Raw genomic sequence first — 21,852 nt, 5'->3', positions numbered from 1 at the left:
ACCCTATCTTTGCGCAAATTTTTTCGAAAAATGGCGTTACAAGCAGGTATAGTTGGTTTGCCGAACGTAGGCAAATCGACGTTGTTCAATGCAGTGAGTAATAGTGCAAAAGCACAGGCAAGCAATTACCGTTTCTGTACCATCGAGCCCAACGTTGGCCTGGTGGACGTTCCGGATCCCCGTCTGAAAAAACTGGCAGAACTGGTGAACCCTGAGCGCGTTGTACCTACTACCATTGAGTTCGTAGACATCGCCGGTCTTGTAAAAGGCGCCAGCAAAGGCGAGGGGCTGGGTAATAAATTCCTGGCGAACATTCGTGAGGTAGATGCCATCGTGCACGTAATCCGTTGCTTCGAAGACGAGAACATTCTCCGCGAAGAGGGGGCCATCAACCCCGTTGGCGATAAGGAGATCATCGATACAGAACTGCAGCTGAAAGACCTGGAAAGCGTGGAAAAGAAAATCGCGCGTACAGAGAAAATGGCGCGTACCGGCGGTGATCCCAAGGCAAAAGTGGAATTCGAAATCCTTAAAACCTGTAAGGACCATCTCGAAAAAGGTAAAAATATCCGCGAATTGGGCCTCAGCAAAGAAGAGCGCACCGCCATCGCCGACCTTTTCCTGCTGACGGAGAAACCTGTACTGTATGTCGCGAACGTGGACGAAGGTTCTATGCTCACCGGCAATAAATACTCCGAGGCATTGCAGGCATCTGTAAAAGCGGAGAATGCAGTGGTAATCGTGATGAACAACACCATCGAGGCACAGATATCTGAAATGGAAGATCCGGCTGACAAGGAACTGTTCCTTTCCGAGTACAACCTGACCGAACCTGGTCTTGATCGCCTGATCCACTCTGCCTACAACCTGCTCCAGCTGATCACTTACTTTACTGCAGGCGTACAAGAAGTACGCGCGTGGACTATTCACCGTGGCTGGAAAGCGCCACAGGCGGCAAGCGTGATCCACACTGATTTTGAAAAAGGTTTCATCAAAGCGGAAGTAATCGCCTACGATGATTATGTAAAATATGGTTCCGAATCGAGCGCCCGCGACAATGGCCGCCTGCGCATCGAGGGTAAAGAATATATCGTGGCCGACGGTGATGTAATGCACTTCCGGTTCAACGTGTAAGAAACTTCGTGAGCAATCATGGAGGTTACAACAAAAACAGACGGCTCCCGGGTAATCCGGGGCCGTCGGCTATTTCAGGAAGATCCAAAATAAAACGGCTGCCGGTGATCCCGGAAGCCGTCGTTATTTATAGTCAGGTATGATTAGCGGAAAAGCCCGTCAAAAGTGATAGACGCGTAATATACCCCACCAATCTGCGGATTGCCGAATGAGGTAATATAATAATGGTTCAGCAGGTTAGACGCGCCGATTTTCACGATCGCTTTGGCTGCCGGTATTTTGTAGTTGATCTGCGCATCAATGGTGCCGAATGCCGGTACATCACCATATGCGAAGGTAGATGTCCAGTAGTACGCATCCTGCCAGCGGTAGCTCACATTAAAGCCAACGTTCTTATACACATTGCTGTTTGCCACACTGGCGTTAAAGCGCCACTTAGGGGTGTTGAAATCGCTGTACAGTCCTTCAGGTTCCTTGGAAATCGTGTTATAGGAAGCATTAGTGCTGAACGTCCAGGTTTTCTCCACGTAGTCGAGCCCCAACGCAGCGCCCTGTGTGGTTACTTCACCCGGATTATTCACCACGGTCGAAATGGCTTTATAGTTACCCGTCGCTAAGCCTGTTGGTGCGCCGTCCGGCGTTTGCAGCAGTACGAGCGTAGAAACAAAGTTTTCATACGAGTTGTAATAATAATAGGCATCTATCAGCAGTTTTTGCTGATCAGGCCGCGATAACCGATTTCGTAGGCCTTTACACTTTCTGGTTTAAAGTCGCTGAAGGTATAACGTTGCAGGTCGGCCGGGTTGCCGGTCTGGCTGAATTTCTGCACGCTTGTTTGGGTATACCCCTTGTTTTGATACAGGTCGTACTTGGTGAGCAGTTCCGGCAAACCACCGATCAGGTAAGTGTTTGCGCGTACCAGCAGGTCAATGTACTGATTCTGCGTAGTCGGGTTGCGGAAACCCGTCTGGAACGAAAGGCGGATATTGTTTTCCGGCGCCACGGTGAATACGCCGGAGATGCGTGGGGTGAAGCGCCCTTCAAAGTTTTCGTTTTTATCATAACGCACAGAGCCTAACAGTTTAATACGGTCTTTCGCCAACTTTTTACCTACCTGTACAAAGCCGCCATATTCGTTAATGTTGATGTCGCGATCTTTATCGTCGAAGATGGTGCCGTCCGAGGAAAGCGCATATTTGCGGTAGTTGGCGCCTACCTGTACATCCACTACTTTCACGAGGTCGGAGAAGTTGTACATGCCTTCGTAGTGCCAAAGGTTTGTCTGGTCATTAAACTTCGCACCTCCGCGGTCCGTGCCAAAGCCTATGTATCGTTTTGTAAGGGAATCTTTTGCGTTGTTGAACGCGGCAGACCCGGGCTCAAAGCGGCCGGCGTTGGCTTGTGAACGGGCAAACGCATGTGCCTGTGCCTCACTCATGCCTTGCGAGCGACCGCCGACGAAGTTGCCTACATACTGCGGGAACCAGCTTGTACTGGCTTTCCAGCTTTCGTTGAGGAAGGTTGCCAGGGCCGTTGCGTTGTATGCATCCCCCGAGTTTTCCTGCGTGGTGTAACCGCGTACAAAGAAGTTCTTCCCTTTTAGTTCTGCCTTATACTGACCCAGGGTGAAATTACGTAGAGAATAACGGTCGGAGCCGGTGTATACGCTGGTGCCCTTACCCCAGTTACCCCGGAGGATCAACTCCAGGTTTGGCGTAAAGCGGTAATGCGCAGCCGCATTAAGGCGCAGGCTTTTCACGCTATAATCTACCACATCGCTTTCCCGGTACCCTGTCCGCGATACGCTCTGATTAGGAATTAACCCGTTCTGTAAGCCAAGGTAAAATGGCTGGGTCGTAGCGTTTGTCGCCAGGAAGTTATTGATCTGCGTTTGGGTAGGGGCCGTTCCCGTAGCCTGCGTGTATTGTGCCACATATTGCGCGGTCCCCTGCGTGATCACACTGTTCGCCACGCTGCGCATGTTGGCATTAATCTCATCCCCATAACTGTTGATGCCATCGTAATTAGGATCGTCACTATGCGAGTTACCCGGCTTTTTAACCAGGTTCAGGCGGTCGATATTGCTGGAATCGCGGGCGCGCCAGTCGTCTGCCTGCAGGTACGACACGTTCACTTTAAATGCAAACTTCCCAAAGGCTTTGGCATACCGCGCTGCCACGTCCGGGATAAATCCAACACCCACGCCTTTATCGTTTACATGGTTAATACCACCTTTCAGTTGCAGGCTCAGTCCCCGGTAGTCAAACGGGTTTTTGCTCGTCATCAGCAAAGTACCATTCGTACCGCCTGCGCCATACAACGCAGAAGATGCCCCTGGTAACAGCTCTACACTTTCCACATCCAGCTCGTTGATACCTACCACGTTGCCCACCGCGAAGTTCAGGCCGGGCGCCTGGTTATCCATACCATCAATAAACTGGTTAAAGCGGGTGTTGCCATTAGCATTAAAACCACGGGTCGTGAGCGAGTTAAAGGTGAAACTTTGCTGGCTCGATTCCACGCCCTTGATTTTAGTCAGTCCGTCGTAAAAACTCATGGAAGGACTTTCGCGGATCGCTTTCGTACTTAAGCGCTCAATAGAAACCGGCGATTCAAGAATGTTCTGCGATACGCGGCTGGCCGAAACCACCACTTCCTGTCCCAGGATTTCGGTGGAGGTAAGGGAAATATTGATATCGCCCGTGCTGCTTACCACCAGTTCCTCCGTTTTGTAGCCCACCGAGCTGAAAACCAGCGTTAGCGGTAAACTGCGACTGGTGGTAATGCTAAACGCGCCACTGGCATTCGTTACCGCCCCGGCAGCCGCACCTTTCACAGATACGCTTACACCCGGCATCGGCTCGCCAGATGTTTTATCGGTCACCGTACCTTTAAGAACGGACTGGCTTTGCGCCTGTGCGCCAACGACGCATAGTAACAGGAATAAAAGGGTAAACAAGGGGCCCTTATGCAGGATGTTCTTCATAAACAGGTAGGTTTTGGTGATTGGTTGTACACGTGGAAAATTGTCTATCTAAATATAGCAAAAAAGTCATTCGCCCAAGAAACTGATGAGCAATTTTAGTGTGATTTTTTGTAACGTAAATGTATATATGTTAGCGTGTTAACCAACGCTGCAGGATCGCACCGATCTTCTCAAATTCGATCAGGAAACCGTCGTGCCCATAAGGCGAATCGATTTCATGATAAGCTGCGTTGGGAATGTGTTGTCCCATGAAACGCTGCTCCTCGGGCGGACAAAGGATATCGCTGGTAATGCCTATCACAAGTGTAGGCTGGGTAATGATTTCGAGGGTGGTAACGGCGTCCGTTGCGCGGCCACGCGCAATATTGTGACTATCCATTGCTTTAGTCAGCAGCCAGTAACTTTGCGCGTTGAATCTTTTTACCAGTTTATCGCCCTGGTAGTTGATATAGGAGGAGGCTTTGAAGTTGTCCGTCTTTTCCTTGTCCGGCTCGGTTTGCGTGCGCACAAAGGTTTGGTAGTTGCGGTAGGTCAGCATGCCGATGGCACGGGCGGCCTTCAATCCCGCCGCACCGGCGTTGGGCGTGGCATCTTTCCAGGTGGGATCTGCTTCTACAGACAGTCGCTGTGCCGTATGTACCGCAATGCCCCAGGCACTTTCGGCCGAGCCGGTAGCCAGCAGCATCAGGCGCTTGATGCGGTCCGGTTCGGCCAGCGTCCATTCCAGGGCCTGGTAACCGCCCATAGAGCCGCCAATCAGCAGGTGAATCTCTTCAATGCCCGTGCTGCCGCAGCAAGCGGTGCGCCTTCACCATATCGCGGATGGTAACCTGCGGAAAGTCAAAATAGTAAGGCGTTCCCGTAGCCGGATTAATGGAAAGCGGGCCGGAACTGCCGTAACACGAACCGATAATATTGGCGCAAACGATAAAGTACTTTGCCGGATCGATCACCCGGAACTCGCCAATAAGTCCTGCCCACCAGTCTGCCACATCCGCATTCGCCGTCAGCGCATGACATACCCACACCACGTTGTCGCCGGCGGCATTTAAAGTACCATAAGTATGGTAAGCAATGTCCAGTTCCGGCAGTACCTGTCCGGATTCCAGTTCGAAGGGTTGTGCGTATTGATAAGTCTGAAGCGCCAAGGGCCGTGATTTTTGCGCAAACCTAAGTAAGAATAATGACTATGGCAAGCAGCGTTTCTGCTTTTGTGCAATCTTCGTTATCTTTGGAGGGTTATTATTAAATATAGCTTATCAGTTTATGAAGATCTCATTACAAAGAATTGACGACGGATTTAATATGGAAGCTGTGGACGAAACCGGCCACAAAGTTTTAATGGATTCCTCTGTTGAAAACGGCGGAAAGAACAATGGCATTCGTCCGATGCAGATGCTCATCATGGGATTGGGCGGCTGTTCCGCGATCGATGTGGTGATGATCCTCAAGAAGCAACGCCAGGAAATTACCGACTTCAGAATAGAGATCGATGCAGAACGCGAGAAGGGAAAAGAACCTTCTCTTTGGGAAAACGCCCATGTCAAATTTTTCCTTGAAGGTAATATCGATGCAGATAAAGCGCAACGCGCGGTGGAGCTGTCTATGAACAAATACTGCTCCGTAGCCGAAACCTTGCGCACCGCCAAAACCAAACTCACATGGGAAGTGAATGTTTCTCCCGCTAAATAAGATGAACATAGAAAAGCAACAGTACCATCCGGAAACCAACGCCATCAGAACAAGAGCCGCACAAACACAGCACATGGAGCATTCTACGCCTATGTTCCTGACTTCCAGCTTTACCTTCGAAAGCGCCGAAGATATGCGTGCTGCGTTTGCGGATGAAACAGATGCCAATATCTACAGCCGTTTCAGCAATCCGACCGTTGATGAATTCGCGGCCAGACTGGCTTCGCTGGAAGGCGCAGAGGCCGGGTTCGGCACTGCTTCGGGTATGAGCGCGGTATTCGCCAGCTTCATGGCTTTCCTGAAAGCGGGCGACCATATCGTGTCTTCGAGCTCTATTTTCGGCTCTACGCACACCGTTATCACAAAGTTTCTCCCGAAATGGGGCATTCAGCATACTTATTTCGATATCAATCAGCCCGATACACTGGAAGCTGCTATCCAGCCCAATACTAAAATGGTATTCCTGGAAACGCCTTCCAACCCGGGACTCGATATCATTGACCTCGCTTATGTGGCGGAGATCTGCAAAAGCAAAAATGTGATCCTGAACGTGGACAACTGTTTTGCTACACCAGCCCTCCAAAAGCCCATCCTCCATGGCGCCGACATTGTTACGCATTCCGCTACCAAGTGGATCGACGGACAGGGACGCGTATTGGGTGGCGCCGTAGTCGGCCGCCGGGAACTGGTAAAGGAAGTGCATACTTTCTGCCGCAGCACTGGTCCTGCCATGTCGCCTTTTAATGCCTGGGTGCTGAGCAAAAGCCTGGAAACCCTACACGTTCGTATGGCCCGCCATTCACAGACAGCGCTGGACCTGGCGACTACCCTGCAAGGTAACCCACACCTGGAATGGGTGAAGTACCCGATGCTCGAAAGCCATGCACAGCAAGCCATCGCTAATAAACAAATGTCGGCCGGTGGCGGGTTGCTCTGCTTCGAGATCAAAGGTGGCCTGCAAAAAGGCCGGAACTTCCCGGACGCGATCCAGATGTGCTCGTTGACGGCCAACCTGGGCGACAGCCGCACTATTGTGTCGCATCCATCTTCTACCACCCATGCCAAGCTTTCGGAAGAAGAAAGACTGAAAGTAGGCATCACACCGGGCATGATCCGCATTTCCTGCGGGCTGGAGCACGTGGAAGACATCAAAAACGATATTCAGCAGGCTTTGGAAAAAGCATAAGTTGATATGGATATTAAAAACGCCCCCTGCAAAAATAAGCGCAAGGGGCGTTTTAGTTTCCCGGAATTCTTTATCTTGGTTTAAACAATTAGCTAATGCGTTTCTGGATCGCCTTCGTACTCAATGTGATATTAAGCTCTTTACTCGGCCTGGTGCTCGACTGGTGGGTGGTAGCCATTGTGGCATTCGTGGTAGGCATCTGGATCCGTCTGCGGCCGGCGAAAGCCTTTCTCAGCGCGTTTCTTGCGGTGTATTGCCTGTACTTTGCCATGGCGCTAATTACCGACATGCAAAATGATCACATCCTTGCCACGCGCATGGCCGATCTCATCCTGAAGGTGAAAAATCCATACCTGATGATCCTGGTTACAGGTATTCCGGGTGCGCTTGTAGGAGGATTTGCGGCGTTGAGTGCTTCGCTGCTACGCAAACGTAAACCTGCGCAAACCGCGGCCACTGCTTAAGTGCAGCCGTTTCATTTATTATTTACAATCCATGCCAAAATTTCTTCTGACCCAACTGTTGTTGCTTGCCATGTTCACTGCCCGTGCGGCTGTTATCCGCGGAAAGGTGACCGATGATAAGGGCAACCCGCTTCCTTATGCCACCGTCTTGGTAAAAGGTACGACCAATGGCACTACCGCAAACGCACAAGGCCAATATCAGTTTGAACTCGATCCCGGCGCGCAGGTCGTGGTGTGTCAGTACCTCGGTTTTAAGAAGCAGGAACAGCCCGTGACCGTTGGCAGCAGCGATGTGCAACTTGATTTTGTGATGCAGCCGGTTAGTTTGCAGGTAAAAGAAGTGGTCGTGCGCTCCGGCGGCGAAGACCCCGCATATGCCATCATCCGGCAGGCGATTAAGAAACGTGCTTACTATCGCCGGCAGGTAACGGAATATACCTGCGAGGCTTATATTAAAGGCTTTTTCAAGCTGCGCGGCGTACCTACAAGAATACTTGGACAAAAGATCGATAAGGGGGATCTCGGGGTAGATTCCACCGGCAGCGGTGTGGTGTTTTTATCCGAATCTGTAACTAAGATATCTTATAAACAACCAGACAAGTTGAAGCTGGACGTAGTGTCGGCGCGACAAAGCGGGGGAGGCCTCGGTGTCAGTTTTCCGGCATTCATCAACTTTTATGATAACAATGTAGAGGCAATTATTTCGCAGGTAAACCCGCGGGGCTTTATTTCCCCGATTGCGGAAACCGCGTTGATGCACTACAAATACAGGCTTGAAGGTAGTTTCATTGAAGATGGGATCACTGTCAACAAAATTAAAGTAATACCCAAACGCCTCCGGGAACCGGTATTCTCAGGCTATATATTTATTACGGATGACGACTGGCGCATCCACAGTACTGACCTGGAACTGACCAAAGATTACCAGCTGGAACTCGTGGACACCTTACGCATCCGCCAGATGCACGTACCTGTAACACCAAAGGTGTGGCGGACGAAAGACCAGTTTATTTATGTGGCGATCAAGCAGTTTGGGTTTAATGTGGTGGGTAATTTCGTGAACGTGTATTCTGACTACAATCTCAACCCGAAGTTCCCTAAAAGTATTTTGATAAGACGTTCATGAAATATGATACTGCCGCAGAAAAGCGCAGCATCAATTATTGGGACAGCATTCGTCCGGTACCGCTTGAAAAGGAGGAAGCACGCGACTTCGTCGTGAAAGACAGTACCGCCAAGGCCGAACGCGATTCTGCCAGAAGTAACTGGCGGATCGATTCACTGCGCAAGCACCGTAGGCCGGTGAAGATCTGGGGTGTGCTGTGGGAAGGTGTTTCACAACCTGTGTATTTTCGCCGCGACAGTGGCGTAGGCTCACACACGATCTATATGAATGGGTTGATTAAAGGACTGGAATATAACACTGTGGAAGGCCCGGTATTACAGGCGCAACCTGGTGTGGACTTTAGTCTGCGGAACGATCGTTCCTTATCGTGGAGCACGCTGTTCCGGTACGGCCTTAGTAACACGCACCTGAATGTAGCGACAGAACTTACGTTGCAGGGAAAACATAAGAAGTACAGCGACTCGCGGAATACCTGGCAACTATCGGGCGGACAACGCGTATCTCAATTTAACCCCGAGAACCCGATTACGCCGCTGCCGAACAGCCTGTATACCTTGCTGCTAAAGGAAAACTACATGAAGATTTACGAGCGCCAGTTCGTGCAGTTCCGTTACTCGCGGCGGTTCGACAATACCATGCGGGTGAGCAGCTACCTGCGTTACGAAAACCGCCTTCCGGTCGAGAATACCACGGATTTCGTGATTTTCGAGAATAAGGACAAACAATTCCTGCCCAACCATCCGCAGGAACTGGCCAGCAGGCCGTTCGTAAAACATCAGGCGTTGTTGTGGGGGGCAGCTTCCGTTTCCAGCCGGGACAACGGTTCATCGAATACCCGACCGGGCGTTCGGCCATTGGCTCCAAGGCGCCTGTGTTCGAGATCAACTATAATAAAGGAATTGCACTCTTTGGCAGCCACGTAGATTATGACCGCTGGAAAGTCGCGATGTCGGACGAGATGAACTTTAAGATATTCGGTGAACTGCGCTATCGCCTGTCGGGCGGCGGCTTCCTGAACCGGAACAGGGTGAGTATACCCGATTTGCAGCACTTCAATGGCAACCAAACCTTCTACAATTTCAATTACCTCAACAGCTTCCAGCTGGCGCCATATTACCAGTACAGCACCGACGCGCGATTATACGGCACCGTTAACGTGGAGCATCACTTCAATGGCTTCCTCACGAATAAAATTCCACTGTTTAACCGGCTCAAGTGGCACCTGGTGGGTGGGGCAAACGCCTTTTACGTGAACAGCGACAACAATTATGTGGAAGCGTTCGCGGGACTAGAAAATATCTTTAAGATTATAAGAGTCGATGTGGTGGCCGGCTACCAGACGCAGGCGCCGACGAGAGTAGGGGTGAGAGTAGGATTCGGCGGCATCCTCGGGAGCGCCGTGTTCAATAATTGATGCGGAAAGTAAAAAGCCACCTTCTTCTGAAACGCTGGTGGCTTGTTACTTTGCTTGCCAATTATATGGTTAAAATCGATTCAGTCTTCTTCTGTATGCGGTGCGATAGCTTTTACCCTTGTTTTCGTCACGGTCGTAGAAATAGGCAAGGAGGCGATAACACCAAATAGCGGTCACTACCAGGAAAAAGTAAATTACATATGTGTTCATAGTCGTCAACTTTAAGGGTTAATTGTTACTTGGTTACTTGCTTGTTGAAAAGTCCAAAAGTATGCCAACGGTAAAGTATGCTTGTCGTGACGGTTTAATAGATATAGTAAAATTTTAATCTGAAACAACGTGTTGTAGAAAACTTCCCCATCCTGAGATTTTCGTATCTTTGCGGCCAACATTTTATATAACACGCAAAAAGAAATTTTGTTCGTCCGGCGTACGTCCTTAAAATTTCCAACTATGGCATTACACAACAGAGTATCTTCCGACCTGCTGAAGCAACGGCTGGCAGCCGAAACTTTCAATCGCGTTACGATTTCTTTTTACCAGTACGCGAAAATCACCGACCCGCAACAGTTTCGCGACCAACTTTACGAGGGATTGTTTAACCTGGCCGTATTTGGCCGTATTTACGTGGCACACGAAGGCATCAACGCCCAAATCAGCGTACCTGAGCATAATGTGGAGGCATTCCGCACTTTCCTTTACGGTTTCGACTTCCTGAACGGTATCCGGCTGAATATTGCGGTGGATGACAATGGGAAGTCTTTTTATGTACTCAAGATCAAAGTAAGGGATAAAATTGTGGCCGACGGGATTGAGGATCCCACTTTTGATATCACGCACCGCGGCCAGTACCTTGACGCGGCAGCATTCAACAACTTGTCGGCCCAACCGGGCACGGTGATCGTAGACATGCGTAACCATTATGAATTTGAAGTAGGCCATTTCGACAATGCGCTGGAAGTGCCTTCCGATACTTTCCGCGAGCAGTTACCCATGGCGGTGGACATGCTGAAGGACCAGAAGGACCAGAACATCATTATGTATTGCACCGGCGGTATCCGTTGCGAAAAAGCGTCGGCGTACTTTCTGCACAATGGTTTTAAGAATGTGTTTCACCTCGAAGGTGGTATTATAGAATATAGCAACAAGGCGAAAGAGCAGGGCCTCCCGAATAAATTCAAAGGCAAAAACTTTGTCTTCGATGATCGCATGGGCGAGCGGATTGGCGAAGAGATCATCAGTAAATGCCACCAATGTGGCGAACCTTGCGATGACCATACCAACTGCGCGAACGATGGTTGTCACCTTTTATTTATCCAATGCAAAAAGTGCGCGGAGAAATACGGGGCACCTGCAGCGATGAATGTCAGCATGTGTATAATCTTCCTGAAGAAGAACAGCAGGAACTGCGTAAAGGCATTGACAAGGGGCATCTTGCATTTAATAAATCGAAGCAAAGACTGCGGCCACGCCTGAATGAGCGGTGATCCGCGTCAACATAAAAAAGAAAAATGCCGCTACTGATCATGGCGGCATTTTTATTATAATGATGTTAAAATCGGAACCGTTCATACTTAAACCCTTGGCTTTTTTGCATCGATGATGTAATTTAGCGGCGCATGCATTTCCGTCGGCAAATATGGTATAAGTGGGCACTCTGCGCCATGCTGCTGTTAGTACAGCTAACAGCGGGTTCGGTGGCGGCGTGGGCCTCATTTCATATACCCGGCGAGCCTATTCTGGAGGTAGATTTCAGTTTACCGGCTCACCTGGACCACCAGGAAGAAATAGATATCGTACTGGAAAAGGTGCAGTTGAAACGTTCACCGCGCATCAAGCCGCGTTACTATGTTTCACCTTTCTGCCAGCAGTACAACCTGACGCCGCGTTTGGCTTATGTACTGCCGTATAGCAATATCAGCAACGAATTACAACCCGAAAATAAAACCGGCGAATACTCACGCGTACGGTCTTTTTACCTGGTTACTACCAGTTTCTTTTCCGGCAAACCCCTTTCTGAGCCACGCATTTCTTTTTTGTTTTTTTAGGATGATACTAGTATGCTGATGGCTAAACAACTACGCAGCAGGCTGATTATTTACCATTCCGTTCGCACACGGAATGAGAAAACTTATTGATTATGCGCTTGAACTCAATGATATATAGCACGCTCGGCGTGCTGTCCCTTGCCGCTTGCGGTAACGCGGAAGCCGGCCGAACCAAGGAAGAAACGAAAATCCTGCCTGTAACCCAACTCGTCGCTAAAGACACTTTATTATACCGTAATTACGTAGCGGACATACAGGCTGTTCAGAACGTGGAAATCCGCGCCCGCGTAAATGGTTTCCTGGACCAGATACACATAGATGAAGGCCGGGAAGTGAAGAAAGGCCAATTGCTGTTCAGCATCAGCGATGGCGAATACAGGGCGGAACTATCGCGCGCCAAAGCTGCGCTGAGTAATGTGATCGCGGAAGCTAAAGCTGCCGAACTGGAAGCCGAGCGGGTAAAATTGCTCGCCGATAAAAAAGTCGTAGCACCCTCCGAACTGGAAGTCGCTAAAGCACGGCTGGCCGCGGCAGAAGCGAAAACAGAAGAAGCCCGCTCCACTTTGTCCAACGCCGAAGCACGATTGAAATACACAGAAGTCCGCGCGCCTTTCAATGGTATTATTGATCGTATTCCGTTGAAGAAAGGCAGCCTGGTAGACGAGGGAACCCTCTTCACCACGATATCCGATATCCGTAATGTATACGCCTATTTCAATGTATCAGAAAGTGAATACCTCCAATACACCAAAAGTAATCATCAATACGACCAGGTACACCTGATATTGGCCGATGGCAGCGACTATCCTATGCCAGGCCGCATCGAAACCATAGAAGGTGAATTTGAAGAAAGTACCGGTTCCATCGCATTCCGGGCTAAATTCGACAACCCAAAGAAGCTGCTGAAGCATGGCTCCAGCGGGAAAATACGGCTCTCCAGCGATATAGACGGGGCCCTGATCGTACCGCAAAAAGCAGTGTTTGAGATGCAGGATAAAAATTACGTGTTCGTGGTAGACAGCGCCAATCGCGTACAGATGCGGAACTTTATTCCGCAAACGCGCATCGCACATTTCTACATCGTGCAATCGGGTTTAAAACCCGGGGACCGCGTTGTTTCCGAAGGCGTGCGTAATATCCGCGATGGCATGTCCATAGAGCCACGCATGGTGCCGATGGACAGTTTGCTGCGCCTGTAATTTCCTTCATCTTAAACACAAATACATGTTTGATACTTTTATCAGAAGACCGGTGTTATCACTGGTCATCTCCCTTATTATTACCCTTTTGGGCCTGCTGGCGCTGTTCCGGTTGCCTGTAACCCAGTTCCCGGACATTGTGCCGCCCTCTGTTACCGTTACCGCTAAATATACCGGCGCCAACGCCGAAGTGTGTGTAAAGGCCGTAGCCACGCCACTGGAACGTGCCATCAATGGTGTGCCCGGCATGACGTACATGTCGTCGGTTTCCAGCAATGACGGTATTACCGTGATCAGTGTGTTTTTTGAGGTAGGCACCGATCCCGACCAGGCCGCGGTAAACGTGCAGAACCGCGTAGCCACGATCATTGACGAGCTGCCGGAAGAAGTAATTAAAAGTGGGGTAACCACCGAGAAAGAGGTGAACAGCATGTTGTTATACCTAAACGTCATGAGCGATGATACGTCGCTGGACGAGCAGTTTATTTACAACTTCGCAGACATAAATGTGCTGCAGGAGCTCAAACGTATTAACGGTGTTGGTCGTGCGGAGATCATGGGTGCCAAGGAGTACGCAATGCGCATCTGGCTGAAACCTGATCGCATGGTCGCTTACAATGTTTCTGCCGATGAAATTACACAGGCCATCCGCAGGCAGAATATTGAAGCTGCGCCGGGTAAGACCGGTGAGAGCTCCGACAAGGAGCCGAATATGCAACAGTACGTGTTGCGTTACACCGGTAAGTTCTTTGAACCGAAGCAGTATGAAAATATCGTGGTGCGTGCAAACAGCGATGGATCCATTCTGTTGCTGAAGGACCTGGCGGAAGTGGAATTCGGCTCGCTCACCTATAGCATGGTGTCTAAAACAGACGGGAAGCCATCGGCATCTATCATGCTGAAGCAAAGACCGGGTTCCAATGCGCAGGACGTAATTAATGCCGTAAAAGAAAAGATGGCGGAGATGAAAGCCACCAGCTTCCCGCCGGGCATGACGTACAACTTTAACTACGACGTATCGCGCTTCCTGGATGCATCTATTCACGAGGTGATCAAAACGCTGTTCGAGGCTTTCCTGCTGGTGTTCCTCGTGGTATTTATATTCCTGCAGGACTTCCGCTCCACGTTGATCCCCGCCCTGGCCGTGCCGGTGGCACTGATCGGTACGCTGTGTTTTATGCAGATGATGGGCTTCTCCATTAACCTGCTCACTTTGTTTGCATTAGTACTGGCCATCGGGATCGTGGTGGATAATGCGATTGTCGTCGTCGAAGCCGTGCATGTAAAAATGCACGAAGAACATTTACCGCCGATGGAGGCTACGCTGGCGGCCATGAAGGAGATCAGCGGCGCATTGGTAGCCATTACGCTGGTAATGTCGGCCGTATTTATACCGGTGGCGTTTCTATCGGGACCGGTCGGCGTCTTTTACCGGCAGTTCTCGTTAACACTGGCCATCTCTATCGTGATTTCGGGCATCAATGCCGTAACACTGACGCCTGCGCTGTGCGCCATCATGTTGAAACATCAACCTGAAAAGAAAAAAGGCGGCCTGCAAAGTTTCTTTAATGGCTTTAACCGGGTGTATAATAAAACAGAAAGCAAATATGGTAAGATGATTGGCTGGATGGCTGGCAGACGTTTGCTGACAGTGGCTTTACTCATCTTCTTTTTCGCCGCCACCTGGGGCGTAAGCGCTATTTTGCCATCGGGCTTCATTCCCACGGAGGACCAAGGAATGATTTACGTGAACGTAACCACACCGCCCGGCGCCACCGTAGAACGCACAGAAGAGGTGTTAAAGGAAATACAACAAGTGGCAGACAGTCTTACCGAAGTGGAATCCGTGTCTACACTCGCAGGTTACAGCCTGTTGAACGAAGTAGCGGGCGCCTCGTACGGCATGGGCATGGTGAACTTAAAGCCGTGGGACGATCGCAAAGCATCCGTTAACGATATCATTGCACAATTGCAGGAAAAGACCAAACACATCGCAGACGCCAGTATCGAGTACTTCCCGCCGCCAACGGTGCCGGGCTTCGGTAACTCCAGCGGCTTTGAACTGCGTTTGCTGGACAAATCCGGTGAGGGTGATGCCAAACGTACCGCCGATGAAACAGAACGCTTTATTGAAGCATTAAAGAAGCGTCCTGAAATCGGCAGCGCCTTCACCAGCTTCGATGCCAGCTTCCCGCAGTACATGGTGCATGTGGACCAGGCCATGGCGGCCAAAAAAGGGGTGAGCATCGATAATGCGATGAGCAACCTGCAAACATTGATGGGCAGTTTTTATGCCTCTAACTTTATTCGTTTCGGGCAGATGTACAAAGTGATGGTACAGGCGCATCCGCATTTCCGTAAGAAGCCGGAAGACCTGCTGCAGCTGCACGTAAAGAACGATCATGGTGAAATGGTGCCGTACAACGACTTCATTAAATTGGAGCGGGTGTTTGGACCCGAGCAACTCACACGCTACAACATGTACACGGCGGCCATGATCAACGGTGACGCCGCCATGGGTTACAGCAGCAGCCAGGCCATTAAAGCGGTGGAAGAAACTGCCGCGCAAACACTGCCACAGGGCTACAGTTACGAGTGGAGCGGCATGACGCGCGAGCAGATTTTATCGGGCAACCAGGCAATATATATTTTCATCATTGTACTCGTGTTCGTGTACCTGTTGCTTGCGGCGCAGTATGAAAGCCTGTTACTGCCGCTGCCGGTGCTGTTGTCGTTGCCGGCTGGTATATTCGGTGCTTTCCTCTCCCTCAAACTGCTCGGACTGGAAAATAATATTTACGCGCAGGTATCGCTGGTAATGCTGGTGGGGCTGCTTGGTAAAAATGCAATTCTCATCGTTGAGTTTGCGATACTGCGTAACAAGCAGGGCTTAACGGTATTGCAGGCTGCGAAGGAAGGCGCTACATCGCGTTTACGGCCGATCCTGATGACGTCGTTCGCATTTGTGGCGGGCTTGATTCCGCTGTGTATCGCTTCGGGCGCCGGCGCCATGGGTAACCGTTCCATCGGTACGGCGGCTGCGGGCGGCATGCTGATAGGTACGCTTTTCGGCGTGGTAGTGATCCCGGGACTGTATGTGCTGTTTGCTTCCATGACGAAAATGAAATCTGTTCCCACCAAAACCGAAACACATGAAACTATATAAATATGGGCTGATACCAGCCGCCTTACTTATAGCCGCCTGCGGCACAGAAAACACCTGACCATGCCAGCGGCCGTGCACACACCAGCTGTATATGGCAAATCAGACACCATCCGGCCCGATAACCTGCGCACCGTGTTCAATGATCAACACCTGCAGGCGCTGATCGATACCGTGATGGCCCATAACTTCGACCTGCTGGCGGCAAACCAGCGGATCGAGGCTGCCAGGGCACAGCTCATGCTGGCCCGCAATGCCAACCTTCCTTCGCTGGACTTGCAACTGCGCGGCGGCGTGGAGAAGTATGGCGAATACACCCTTAATGGCGTAGGCAATTTCGATACGAACTTGTCGCCCAATATCAACAAAGACCAGCGGATTCCAGGTCCGACGCCCGATTACTTCGCCGGGCTACGGAGTTCGTGGGAAGCCGACATATGGGGTAAGTTGAAAACCCGCAAGAAAGCCGCGTATCAGCGGCTGCTTGCCGCGGAAGAAGGTCGCCGTTTGCTGAAAACGCAACTGGTAGCTGCGGTAACGGGCATGTACTATGAATTAACCGCATTGGATTACGAGCTGGAAATCATCCGCAGTAACGTCCGGTTGCAGGAGTCTGCGGTGGCTACCGTTAACATTCAGAAAGCCGGTGGCAGGGCAACGGAACTTGCCGTGCAGCAATTCTCTGCACAGTTGTTAAGCACGCAGGCACTGGAATTCGCCATAAAGCAGGATATAGCATCTATTGAATTTCAGTTGAATGCTATACTGGGGCGCCTGCCGCAGCAGCTGGCGCGTAACGGCTTCCGAAAAGATTCGCTGGCGCTGCCGGTGATGCAAGGCATTTCTGCCCAGCAACTCCTTGCCCGGCCGGACGTCCAGATGGCCGAGCGCGAAATGAGCGCCGCTAAACTGGATGTGGCGGCCGCGCGGAAAGCTTTTTTCCATCGCTGACGATTTCGCCGTTCGTCGGTTTCAACTCGTTTAAAGCGCCTTTGTTGTTCCAATCACCGGCATCGCTGGCCTGGGGCATCGTTGGCGGTTTAACCGCGCCGGTATTTAACCAGCGGCAACTGAAAGCGGGTTATAATATCAGCAAGGCCGGCGCGTATACGGCGTTCTACCATTACCAGCAAACGGTAGTGAACAGTTACCAGGAGGTAGCCACAGCTATGAATGCAGTGGATAATCAACAAAAAACATATCAATTAAAAAGGAGGGAAGTAGACATGCTGAAACAGGCAGTGTCTACGGCCAACATCCTGTATAGCACGGGGTATGCTTCATACCTGGAAGTAATTACCGCGCAGAAAAGCGTACTGGAGGCCGAACTGGCGCTGGTAAACACCCGCCGTGGCGTATACCGCGGACTGGTGTCGTTGTACCGCGCGCTGGGCGGCAGCTGACAATTAGTTCGTAGTTGTTTACCTATATACAAAACGGGGAGCATTTTTCAATGCTCCTCTTGCTTTTTATCGACGCGGGTATTTGTCTTTTAAAAAATGGGGTAGGGTTGGAATCCGTTCCGCGCATCCTAAACTTAGTCAATACAAGATTATCAGGCTAACGGTGCCCGTAGTGGTATTGCTTTCCAGGGCAGATAACTATTTTGCCGAACCCGCCTGGCCGGGTTACTTTCGCGTTGTCACCCTGGCGTGCTTTTCCGTAATGCTGAACATCGTATTCAAGATCATCTTCAAACGCTATTACACCGCCTGATCCACCCGTTTCCTCAATTCACTCCATTTCCACTTTCCCGCTTTGTGCAGATAAATTTATTTGCATCAAAAAACGTTATGACACCCCGAAAGATCTTTCCGGCAGCGCTGCTGCTATTGCTTTGCGCCTGCCGGAACAACCCGCCTGCAGCCAGCCGGTACGTTTTATTCCCGGGCGGCAACATCCAACTAAAACTGGCGTACCAGTCCGGCCGCGCTGCCACCACGAATATAGGTCCGCTCATTGTTCAAACTAAAAAATAAACCCCATGCATCAGTTAAATCTGCCGGGCAGCATTGGCCCGTTTTCCCTGAACACTTCCTTTTATCCGCACCTGGAGAAGTACGGCGTTATTACGTACACGCCGTGCGCGGACGATAACGGTATTTACACGATAGACCAGGAATTTACTTCTTTGTACACAAAAGACGGCATCATTAAAGGCATTGCCTGCCGGCATAATTGCTCACTACACGGCATGTGCCTCATTGGACTGGAAATCAGTACAGCTTTGGTGCTGATGAAAGGCTTTGATTACGAACTCGAACATGTTGTATTTGCAGACGGGTCGGAGCAGGAGGTGTACTGCTTTGAACCTGCAGGCTTGCAATTGTGGGTGGATGATGACCGGAAGGTGGTGAAGGTGTTTCTGGGCGAGTTGGAATAGAAAAAAGATTTCCGCTTATCGGTTTTCTTCCTTTTCTTTGGCACAGCGTATTAATGTTTAACCCGATTCTTAAATTATCCCTCTATGCTAAAGAAATTGCTATTCCTGGTGGGCGTTAGTGCCTTTTGTTTGTCGTCCGCATCTGCCCAGAGTTATAGGGATGTTCTGGACTATTATGCCAACTTCGCACCCACACATGGCGTAAAAATTAAAACGAACTTCCCTTTTGAGAATAGTTCGCATATGCCCACGATAATTATCGAAGGCTATGCCTATAACGCCCTCGGAGCGGGTCAGACAGAAGGCGTAACCATCAACCTGATGCTTACCTACTATGTTTATGATAATGGCTTCATCAATAGCAGGGTGTCCAGTGCCGGGGGCTTTACACCCCCGTTGTACCTGGCATCGGAAAATGGGAAAGTTGTGATTTATATTGATTCGAAAGTATATTTTCAACGTTTCCATGTAAAAGCATATGAAGCAGGTTTTAATCTGGCTTCGACGGCATTCGACAACTGGACTGCGGTGGATGAATTGCCTGCTACCTTTGCTGCGCCCACCAAACAAGTGAACTATCAAAATACCTTTGCCGGCATGGTAGGCATTGGTGTGGGCTCGCCTTCAGCACCCCTGCATGTGGTGTCGACAACAACAGTGGGTAATCAAAACGTATCCGCGATATTAGGCAACGCCTACAACCACTGGACGGTCTTCGGTGGCGCCAATGGCGGCAGGATCCGTGGCAGCAACGAAGGTTACCTGGATATCGAATCAAGCTCAAGCGGCTCAAATACTACGTTATATCTCAATACCACTTCACCCGGCAATGTTATAATGTCTATGCAAGGGACAAGTAATGTGGGCATAGGCACCGGATCTCCACAATCTAAACTGGCCGTAGCCGGTACCATCACCGCACAAAAGGTAAGAGTAACATCCACCGGCTGGCCTGATTATGTATTCGAGCCCGCACATGTACGCCCATCTTTGCCGGAGTTGTCGCAGTTTCTTACCAAGGAAAAACATTTACCGGGCATCCCGACTGCCGCGGAAATAACGGCCCAGGGGCACGACGTGGGAGAGATGAATAAGAAACTACTTGAAAAGGTAGAAGAGCTGACACTGTATCTAATCGAGGAGCACAAAGCAAGAGTTGCTTTGGAGGAGAAAGTAAAGCTGCTCGAACAGCGTAAGTAAAAAAGAATCCGCCCCGCGTTCATTCTTGTACTAGCGGGGCGGAGTGATTGCGCATGAAACCGGTAAATGCAGTTACACTGTTCGCATTATACCGGTCTGCATGTCATTCTATCAACCTATATGCGAACTAAAACTTTTGCTATTTCTTAGCGGGCCCTTTCTTTTCAGCCATCGCTTTTTTATGATGGTGTTTTACTGTTTTTGCTTCTTTTTTCTGTGTGTTTTCTGTCGGCGCTTTTTTAGCCGGTTTAGCTGTTTGAGCGTTTACAGTTCCTACACTCAGCGCAGCAATTGCGAGTACGCCCAGGGCATACATCATCCTGTTTTTCATGACTCAAAATTTTATTGTTATTAGAAAATAGAAAATAAAGGTTGGTTGTTTTACGGCCGCAAAGCTTCATAGATCTGCGCCTGGTTACGCGACACTACTTTTTCGCCTGCCTGCAGTCCTGCGTGGATGTAAGCCGTTCCGTCCTGCGTTGTGGCCACTTTTACCTCGCGCCGTGCTACGTTAAACTTATCGCGGAACACCATTACAAAACTGCGGTCGCCGTCTGTAATCACCGCGCAGGCCGGGATGGCGGGAAGTGCACCCGCCAGGTCCGGAGCCAACGCCATCTTCGCCGTGTCAATCGTCACCGTTCTTAGCATCGTATCGCTCAGCACAAATGTTGTTTTTACTGTTTCGTCCGTTACCCGTTGTTTACAACCGCTCCACAGGGTCAATCCCATCAATCCGGCCAGTGCGTATGTAAACGTTTTATTCATGTCCCGAGTGCTTTGCTTCGTTGCTGATACAAAGTTGCGACATGCAGATTAAAGGAGCCTTTAAGCCGCATTAAAAAGAAATTAAAATGGGAGCGGACGCTTTTAAGCCAGGGAGGGAAGGCGTACTTCAAACACAGTGCCGTGTCCCGTGGTCGATTCCACGAAGATCTGGCCGTGGTGGATGGCTATTATTCTTTTGCAGATAGAGAGGCCCAGGCCATGTCCGCGCACTGCAGCGGCGTTCTGCGCCCGGTAAAAGGGTTCAAATATCTTTCCTATTTCGGCAGATGGGATACCGATGCCGTTATCGCTCACCCTGATCACGATCTGCTGCCGCTCGGTGTGGATCGTTACCCGGGCCGTATTGTCTGTGGCGAATTTGCAGGCGTTATCTACGAGGTTGAGAAACAGTACTTTCAGCAGACTTTCATTCCCGCTGCAGGTCACCATATCCTCGTTGTCGGGTATTTCCGGGAACTGGATATCTACCCGTCCGGCGCCTTTTTGTTTAAGGTTGATCAGGTTAGGTAGTTCCAGCAGCAGCTCGTCGATGCGCACTTCCCGGAACAGTGATGCCTGCTGGTTCATGTCCGATTGCGCCAGTTGCAACAAGCCGTTAGTAAGGTCGGAGAGGTTTTCTGCATCTTCTAATACAGAATTGAGGGTTTGAACATAGTCATCGGTGCTGCGCACGCGCGATAAGGATACTTGTAACTGGCTGATGATGGAAGCCAGCGGCGTACGTAGCTCGTGTGAGGCGTTGCTGACAAAGCTTTTCTGCAGGTCAAACGAGTTGCTGAGACGCTGCAGCATAGTGTTGAAGTTCGCACCCAGGGAGGCTATTTCATCTTTACCGGTAACGGTTACACGATTATCCTGCAGGTTGTTCGCGTTGATGGTATTCACTTCTTTCACCAGCCTGTTTACCGGCTGCATCATGTTACGCGCGAAGAAGTAACCGATACCCACCAGCAATACCAGGGCTACTCCGAGCTCGACCAATAATATCTGGCGGAGACTACCCAGGTAACTATGCCCATATTTATCCAGCGCGGAAACAATGACCACGATGGGCTCTTTCCCTTTGTT

21 protein-coding genes and 1 pseudogene are annotated in these 21,852 nt (G+C 50.3%); 15 read left to right on the top strand and 7 right to left on the bottom strand.

What is annotated here, in order from left to right; translation table 11 throughout:
- Positions 1-30 precede the first annotated feature (30 nt).
- On the top strand, positions 31-1,134 hold the full coding sequence (gene ychF, locus MKQ70_RS09645) for a redox-regulated ATPase YchF (protein WP_248070254.1): 1,104 nt from the start codon (positions 31-33) through the stop codon (positions 1,132-1,134).
- A 143-nt stretch (positions 1,135-1,277) separates the two neighbouring features.
- Here ychF and MKQ70_RS09640 read toward each other — a convergent pair whose 3' ends face one another.
- The 4 genes from MKQ70_RS09640 to MKQ70_RS38105 all read right to left on the bottom strand — a co-directional run bounded on the left by MKQ70_RS09640 (position 1,278) and on the right by MKQ70_RS38105 (position 5,268).
- Positions 1,278-1,718 (bottom strand): TonB-dependent receptor domain-containing protein, encoded by a 441-nt coding sequence (locus MKQ70_RS09640; protein ID WP_248070252.1) that lies wholly within the window; start codon positions 1,716-1,718, stop codon positions 1,278-1,280.
- Positions 1,719-1,837: 119 nt separating this feature from the next.
- A complete protein-coding gene (locus MKQ70_RS09635) occupies positions 1,838-4,120 on the bottom strand; it encodes a TonB-dependent receptor domain-containing protein (protein WP_248070250.1) in 2,283 nt (760 codons plus the stop codon).
- Positions 4,121-4,250: 130 nt separating this feature from the next.
- Positions 4,251-4,865, bottom strand: a complete 615-nt coding sequence (locus MKQ70_RS09630) for an alpha/beta fold hydrolase (RefSeq protein WP_282456325.1) — start codon at positions 4,863-4,865, stop codon at positions 4,251-4,253.
- 28 nt (positions 4,866-4,893) lie between these two features.
- Positions 4,894-5,268, bottom strand: a complete 375-nt coding sequence (locus MKQ70_RS38105) for a homoserine O-acetyltransferase family protein (protein WP_282456323.1) — start codon at positions 5,266-5,268, stop codon at positions 4,894-4,896.
- 118 nt (positions 5,269-5,386) lie between these two features.
- Between MKQ70_RS38105 and MKQ70_RS09625 the strand changes: the two genes are divergently transcribed.
- The 14 genes and pseudogenes from MKQ70_RS09625 to MKQ70_RS09560 all read left to right on the top strand — a co-directional run bounded on the left by MKQ70_RS09625 (position 5,387) and on the right by MKQ70_RS09560 (position 19,995).
- Positions 5,387-5,812, top strand: a complete 426-nt coding sequence (locus MKQ70_RS09625; protein ID WP_248070249.1) for an OsmC family protein — start codon at positions 5,387-5,389, stop codon at positions 5,810-5,812.
- A 1-nt stretch (position 5,813) separates the two neighbouring features.
- Positions 5,814-6,998, top strand: coding sequence for an O-succinylhomoserine sulfhydrylase (locus MKQ70_RS09620; protein WP_248070247.1), 1,185 nt, complete (start codon positions 5,814-5,816; stop codon positions 6,996-6,998).
- Between the two features lie 95 nt (positions 6,999-7,093).
- The gene (locus MKQ70_RS09615) at positions 7,094-7,462 is read left to right on the top strand and encodes a hypothetical protein (RefSeq protein ID WP_248070245.1); all 369 of its coding nucleotides are present in this window, start codon (positions 7,094-7,096) and stop codon (positions 7,460-7,462) included.
- Positions 7,463-7,493: 31 nt separating this feature from the next.
- The gene (locus MKQ70_RS43730; protein ID WP_282456322.1) at positions 7,494-8,588 is read left to right on the top strand and encodes a DUF5686 and carboxypeptidase regulatory-like domain-containing protein; all 1,095 of its coding nucleotides are present in this window, start codon (positions 7,494-7,496) and stop codon (positions 8,586-8,588) included.
- A pseudogene (locus MKQ70_RS43725) lies at positions 8,585-10,002 on the top strand (DUF5686 family C-terminal domain-containing protein). Before MKQ70_RS43730 ends, MKQ70_RS43725 begins: the two are co-directional and overlap by 4 nt.
- Positions 10,003-10,455: 453 nt before the next feature.
- Positions 10,456-11,478, top strand: coding sequence for an oxygen-dependent tRNA uridine(34) hydroxylase TrhO (gene trhO / locus MKQ70_RS09600; RefSeq protein ID WP_248070241.1), 1,023 nt, complete (start codon positions 10,456-10,458; stop codon positions 11,476-11,478).
- Positions 11,479-11,666: 188 nt separating this feature from the next.
- On the top strand, positions 11,667-12,050 hold the full coding sequence (locus MKQ70_RS09595) for a hypothetical protein (protein WP_248070239.1): 384 nt from the start codon (positions 11,667-11,669) through the stop codon (positions 12,048-12,050).
- A gap of 92 nt (positions 12,051-12,142) precedes the next feature.
- On the top strand, positions 12,143-13,249 hold the full coding sequence (locus MKQ70_RS09590) for an efflux RND transporter periplasmic adaptor subunit (RefSeq protein ID WP_248070237.1): 1,107 nt from the start codon (positions 12,143-12,145) through the stop codon (positions 13,247-13,249).
- A 25-nt stretch (positions 13,250-13,274) separates the two neighbouring features.
- Entirely contained in the window at positions 13,275-16,415 is a 3,141-nt protein-coding gene (locus MKQ70_RS09585) for an efflux RND transporter permease subunit (RefSeq protein WP_248070235.1), read from the top strand.
- A gap of 60 nt (positions 16,416-16,475) precedes the next feature.
- Positions 16,476-17,363 (top strand): TolC family protein, encoded by an 888-nt coding sequence (locus MKQ70_RS09580; protein WP_248070234.1) that lies wholly within the window; start codon positions 16,476-16,478, stop codon positions 17,361-17,363.
- A 41-nt stretch (positions 17,364-17,404) separates the two neighbouring features.
- Complete coding sequence (locus MKQ70_RS09575; RefSeq protein WP_504908231.1) at positions 17,405-17,815, top strand: TolC family protein; 411 nt, start codon at positions 17,405-17,407, stop codon at positions 17,813-17,815.
- Between the two features lie 163 nt (positions 17,816-17,978).
- Entirely contained in the window at positions 17,979-18,128 is a 150-nt protein-coding gene (locus MKQ70_RS09570; RefSeq protein ID WP_248070229.1) for a hypothetical protein, read from the top strand.
- A gap of 268 nt (positions 18,129-18,396) precedes the next feature.
- Positions 18,397-18,795: a hypothetical protein gene (locus tag MKQ70_RS09565; protein WP_248070228.1), complete on the top strand. Its 399-nt coding sequence runs from the start codon at positions 18,397-18,399 to the stop codon at positions 18,793-18,795.
- A gap of 84 nt (positions 18,796-18,879) precedes the next feature.
- Positions 18,880-19,995 (top strand): hypothetical protein, encoded by a 1,116-nt coding sequence (locus MKQ70_RS09560; protein WP_248070226.1) that lies wholly within the window; start codon positions 18,880-18,882, stop codon positions 19,993-19,995.
- 139 nt (positions 19,996-20,134) lie between these two features.
- Here MKQ70_RS09560 and MKQ70_RS09555 read toward each other — a convergent pair whose 3' ends face one another.
- From MKQ70_RS09555 to MKQ70_RS09545, 3 genes are all read right to left on the bottom strand, one after another.
- Positions 20,135-20,326: a hypothetical protein gene (locus MKQ70_RS09555; protein WP_248070224.1), complete on the bottom strand. Its 192-nt coding sequence runs from the start codon at positions 20,324-20,326 to the stop codon at positions 20,135-20,137.
- 50 nt (positions 20,327-20,376) lie between these two features.
- The gene (locus tag MKQ70_RS09550; RefSeq protein ID WP_248070222.1) at positions 20,377-20,763 is read right to left on the bottom strand and encodes a permuted SH3 domain-containing protein; all 387 of its coding nucleotides are present in this window, start codon (positions 20,761-20,763) and stop codon (positions 20,377-20,379) included.
- Positions 20,764-20,865: 102 nt separating this feature from the next.
- Positions 20,866-21,831 (bottom strand): HAMP domain-containing sensor histidine kinase, encoded by a 966-nt coding sequence (locus MKQ70_RS09545; RefSeq protein WP_248070220.1) that lies wholly within the window; start codon positions 21,829-21,831, stop codon positions 20,866-20,868.
- Positions 21,832-21,852: the final 21 nt, after the last annotated feature.

It is taken from the genome of Chitinophaga sedimenti (assembly GCF_023156195.1).
Lineage (GTDB): Bacteria > Bacteroidota > Bacteroidia > Chitinophagales > Chitinophagaceae > Chitinophaga > Chitinophaga sedimenti.
This window is presented reverse-complemented; position numbering and strand designations above follow the sequence as displayed.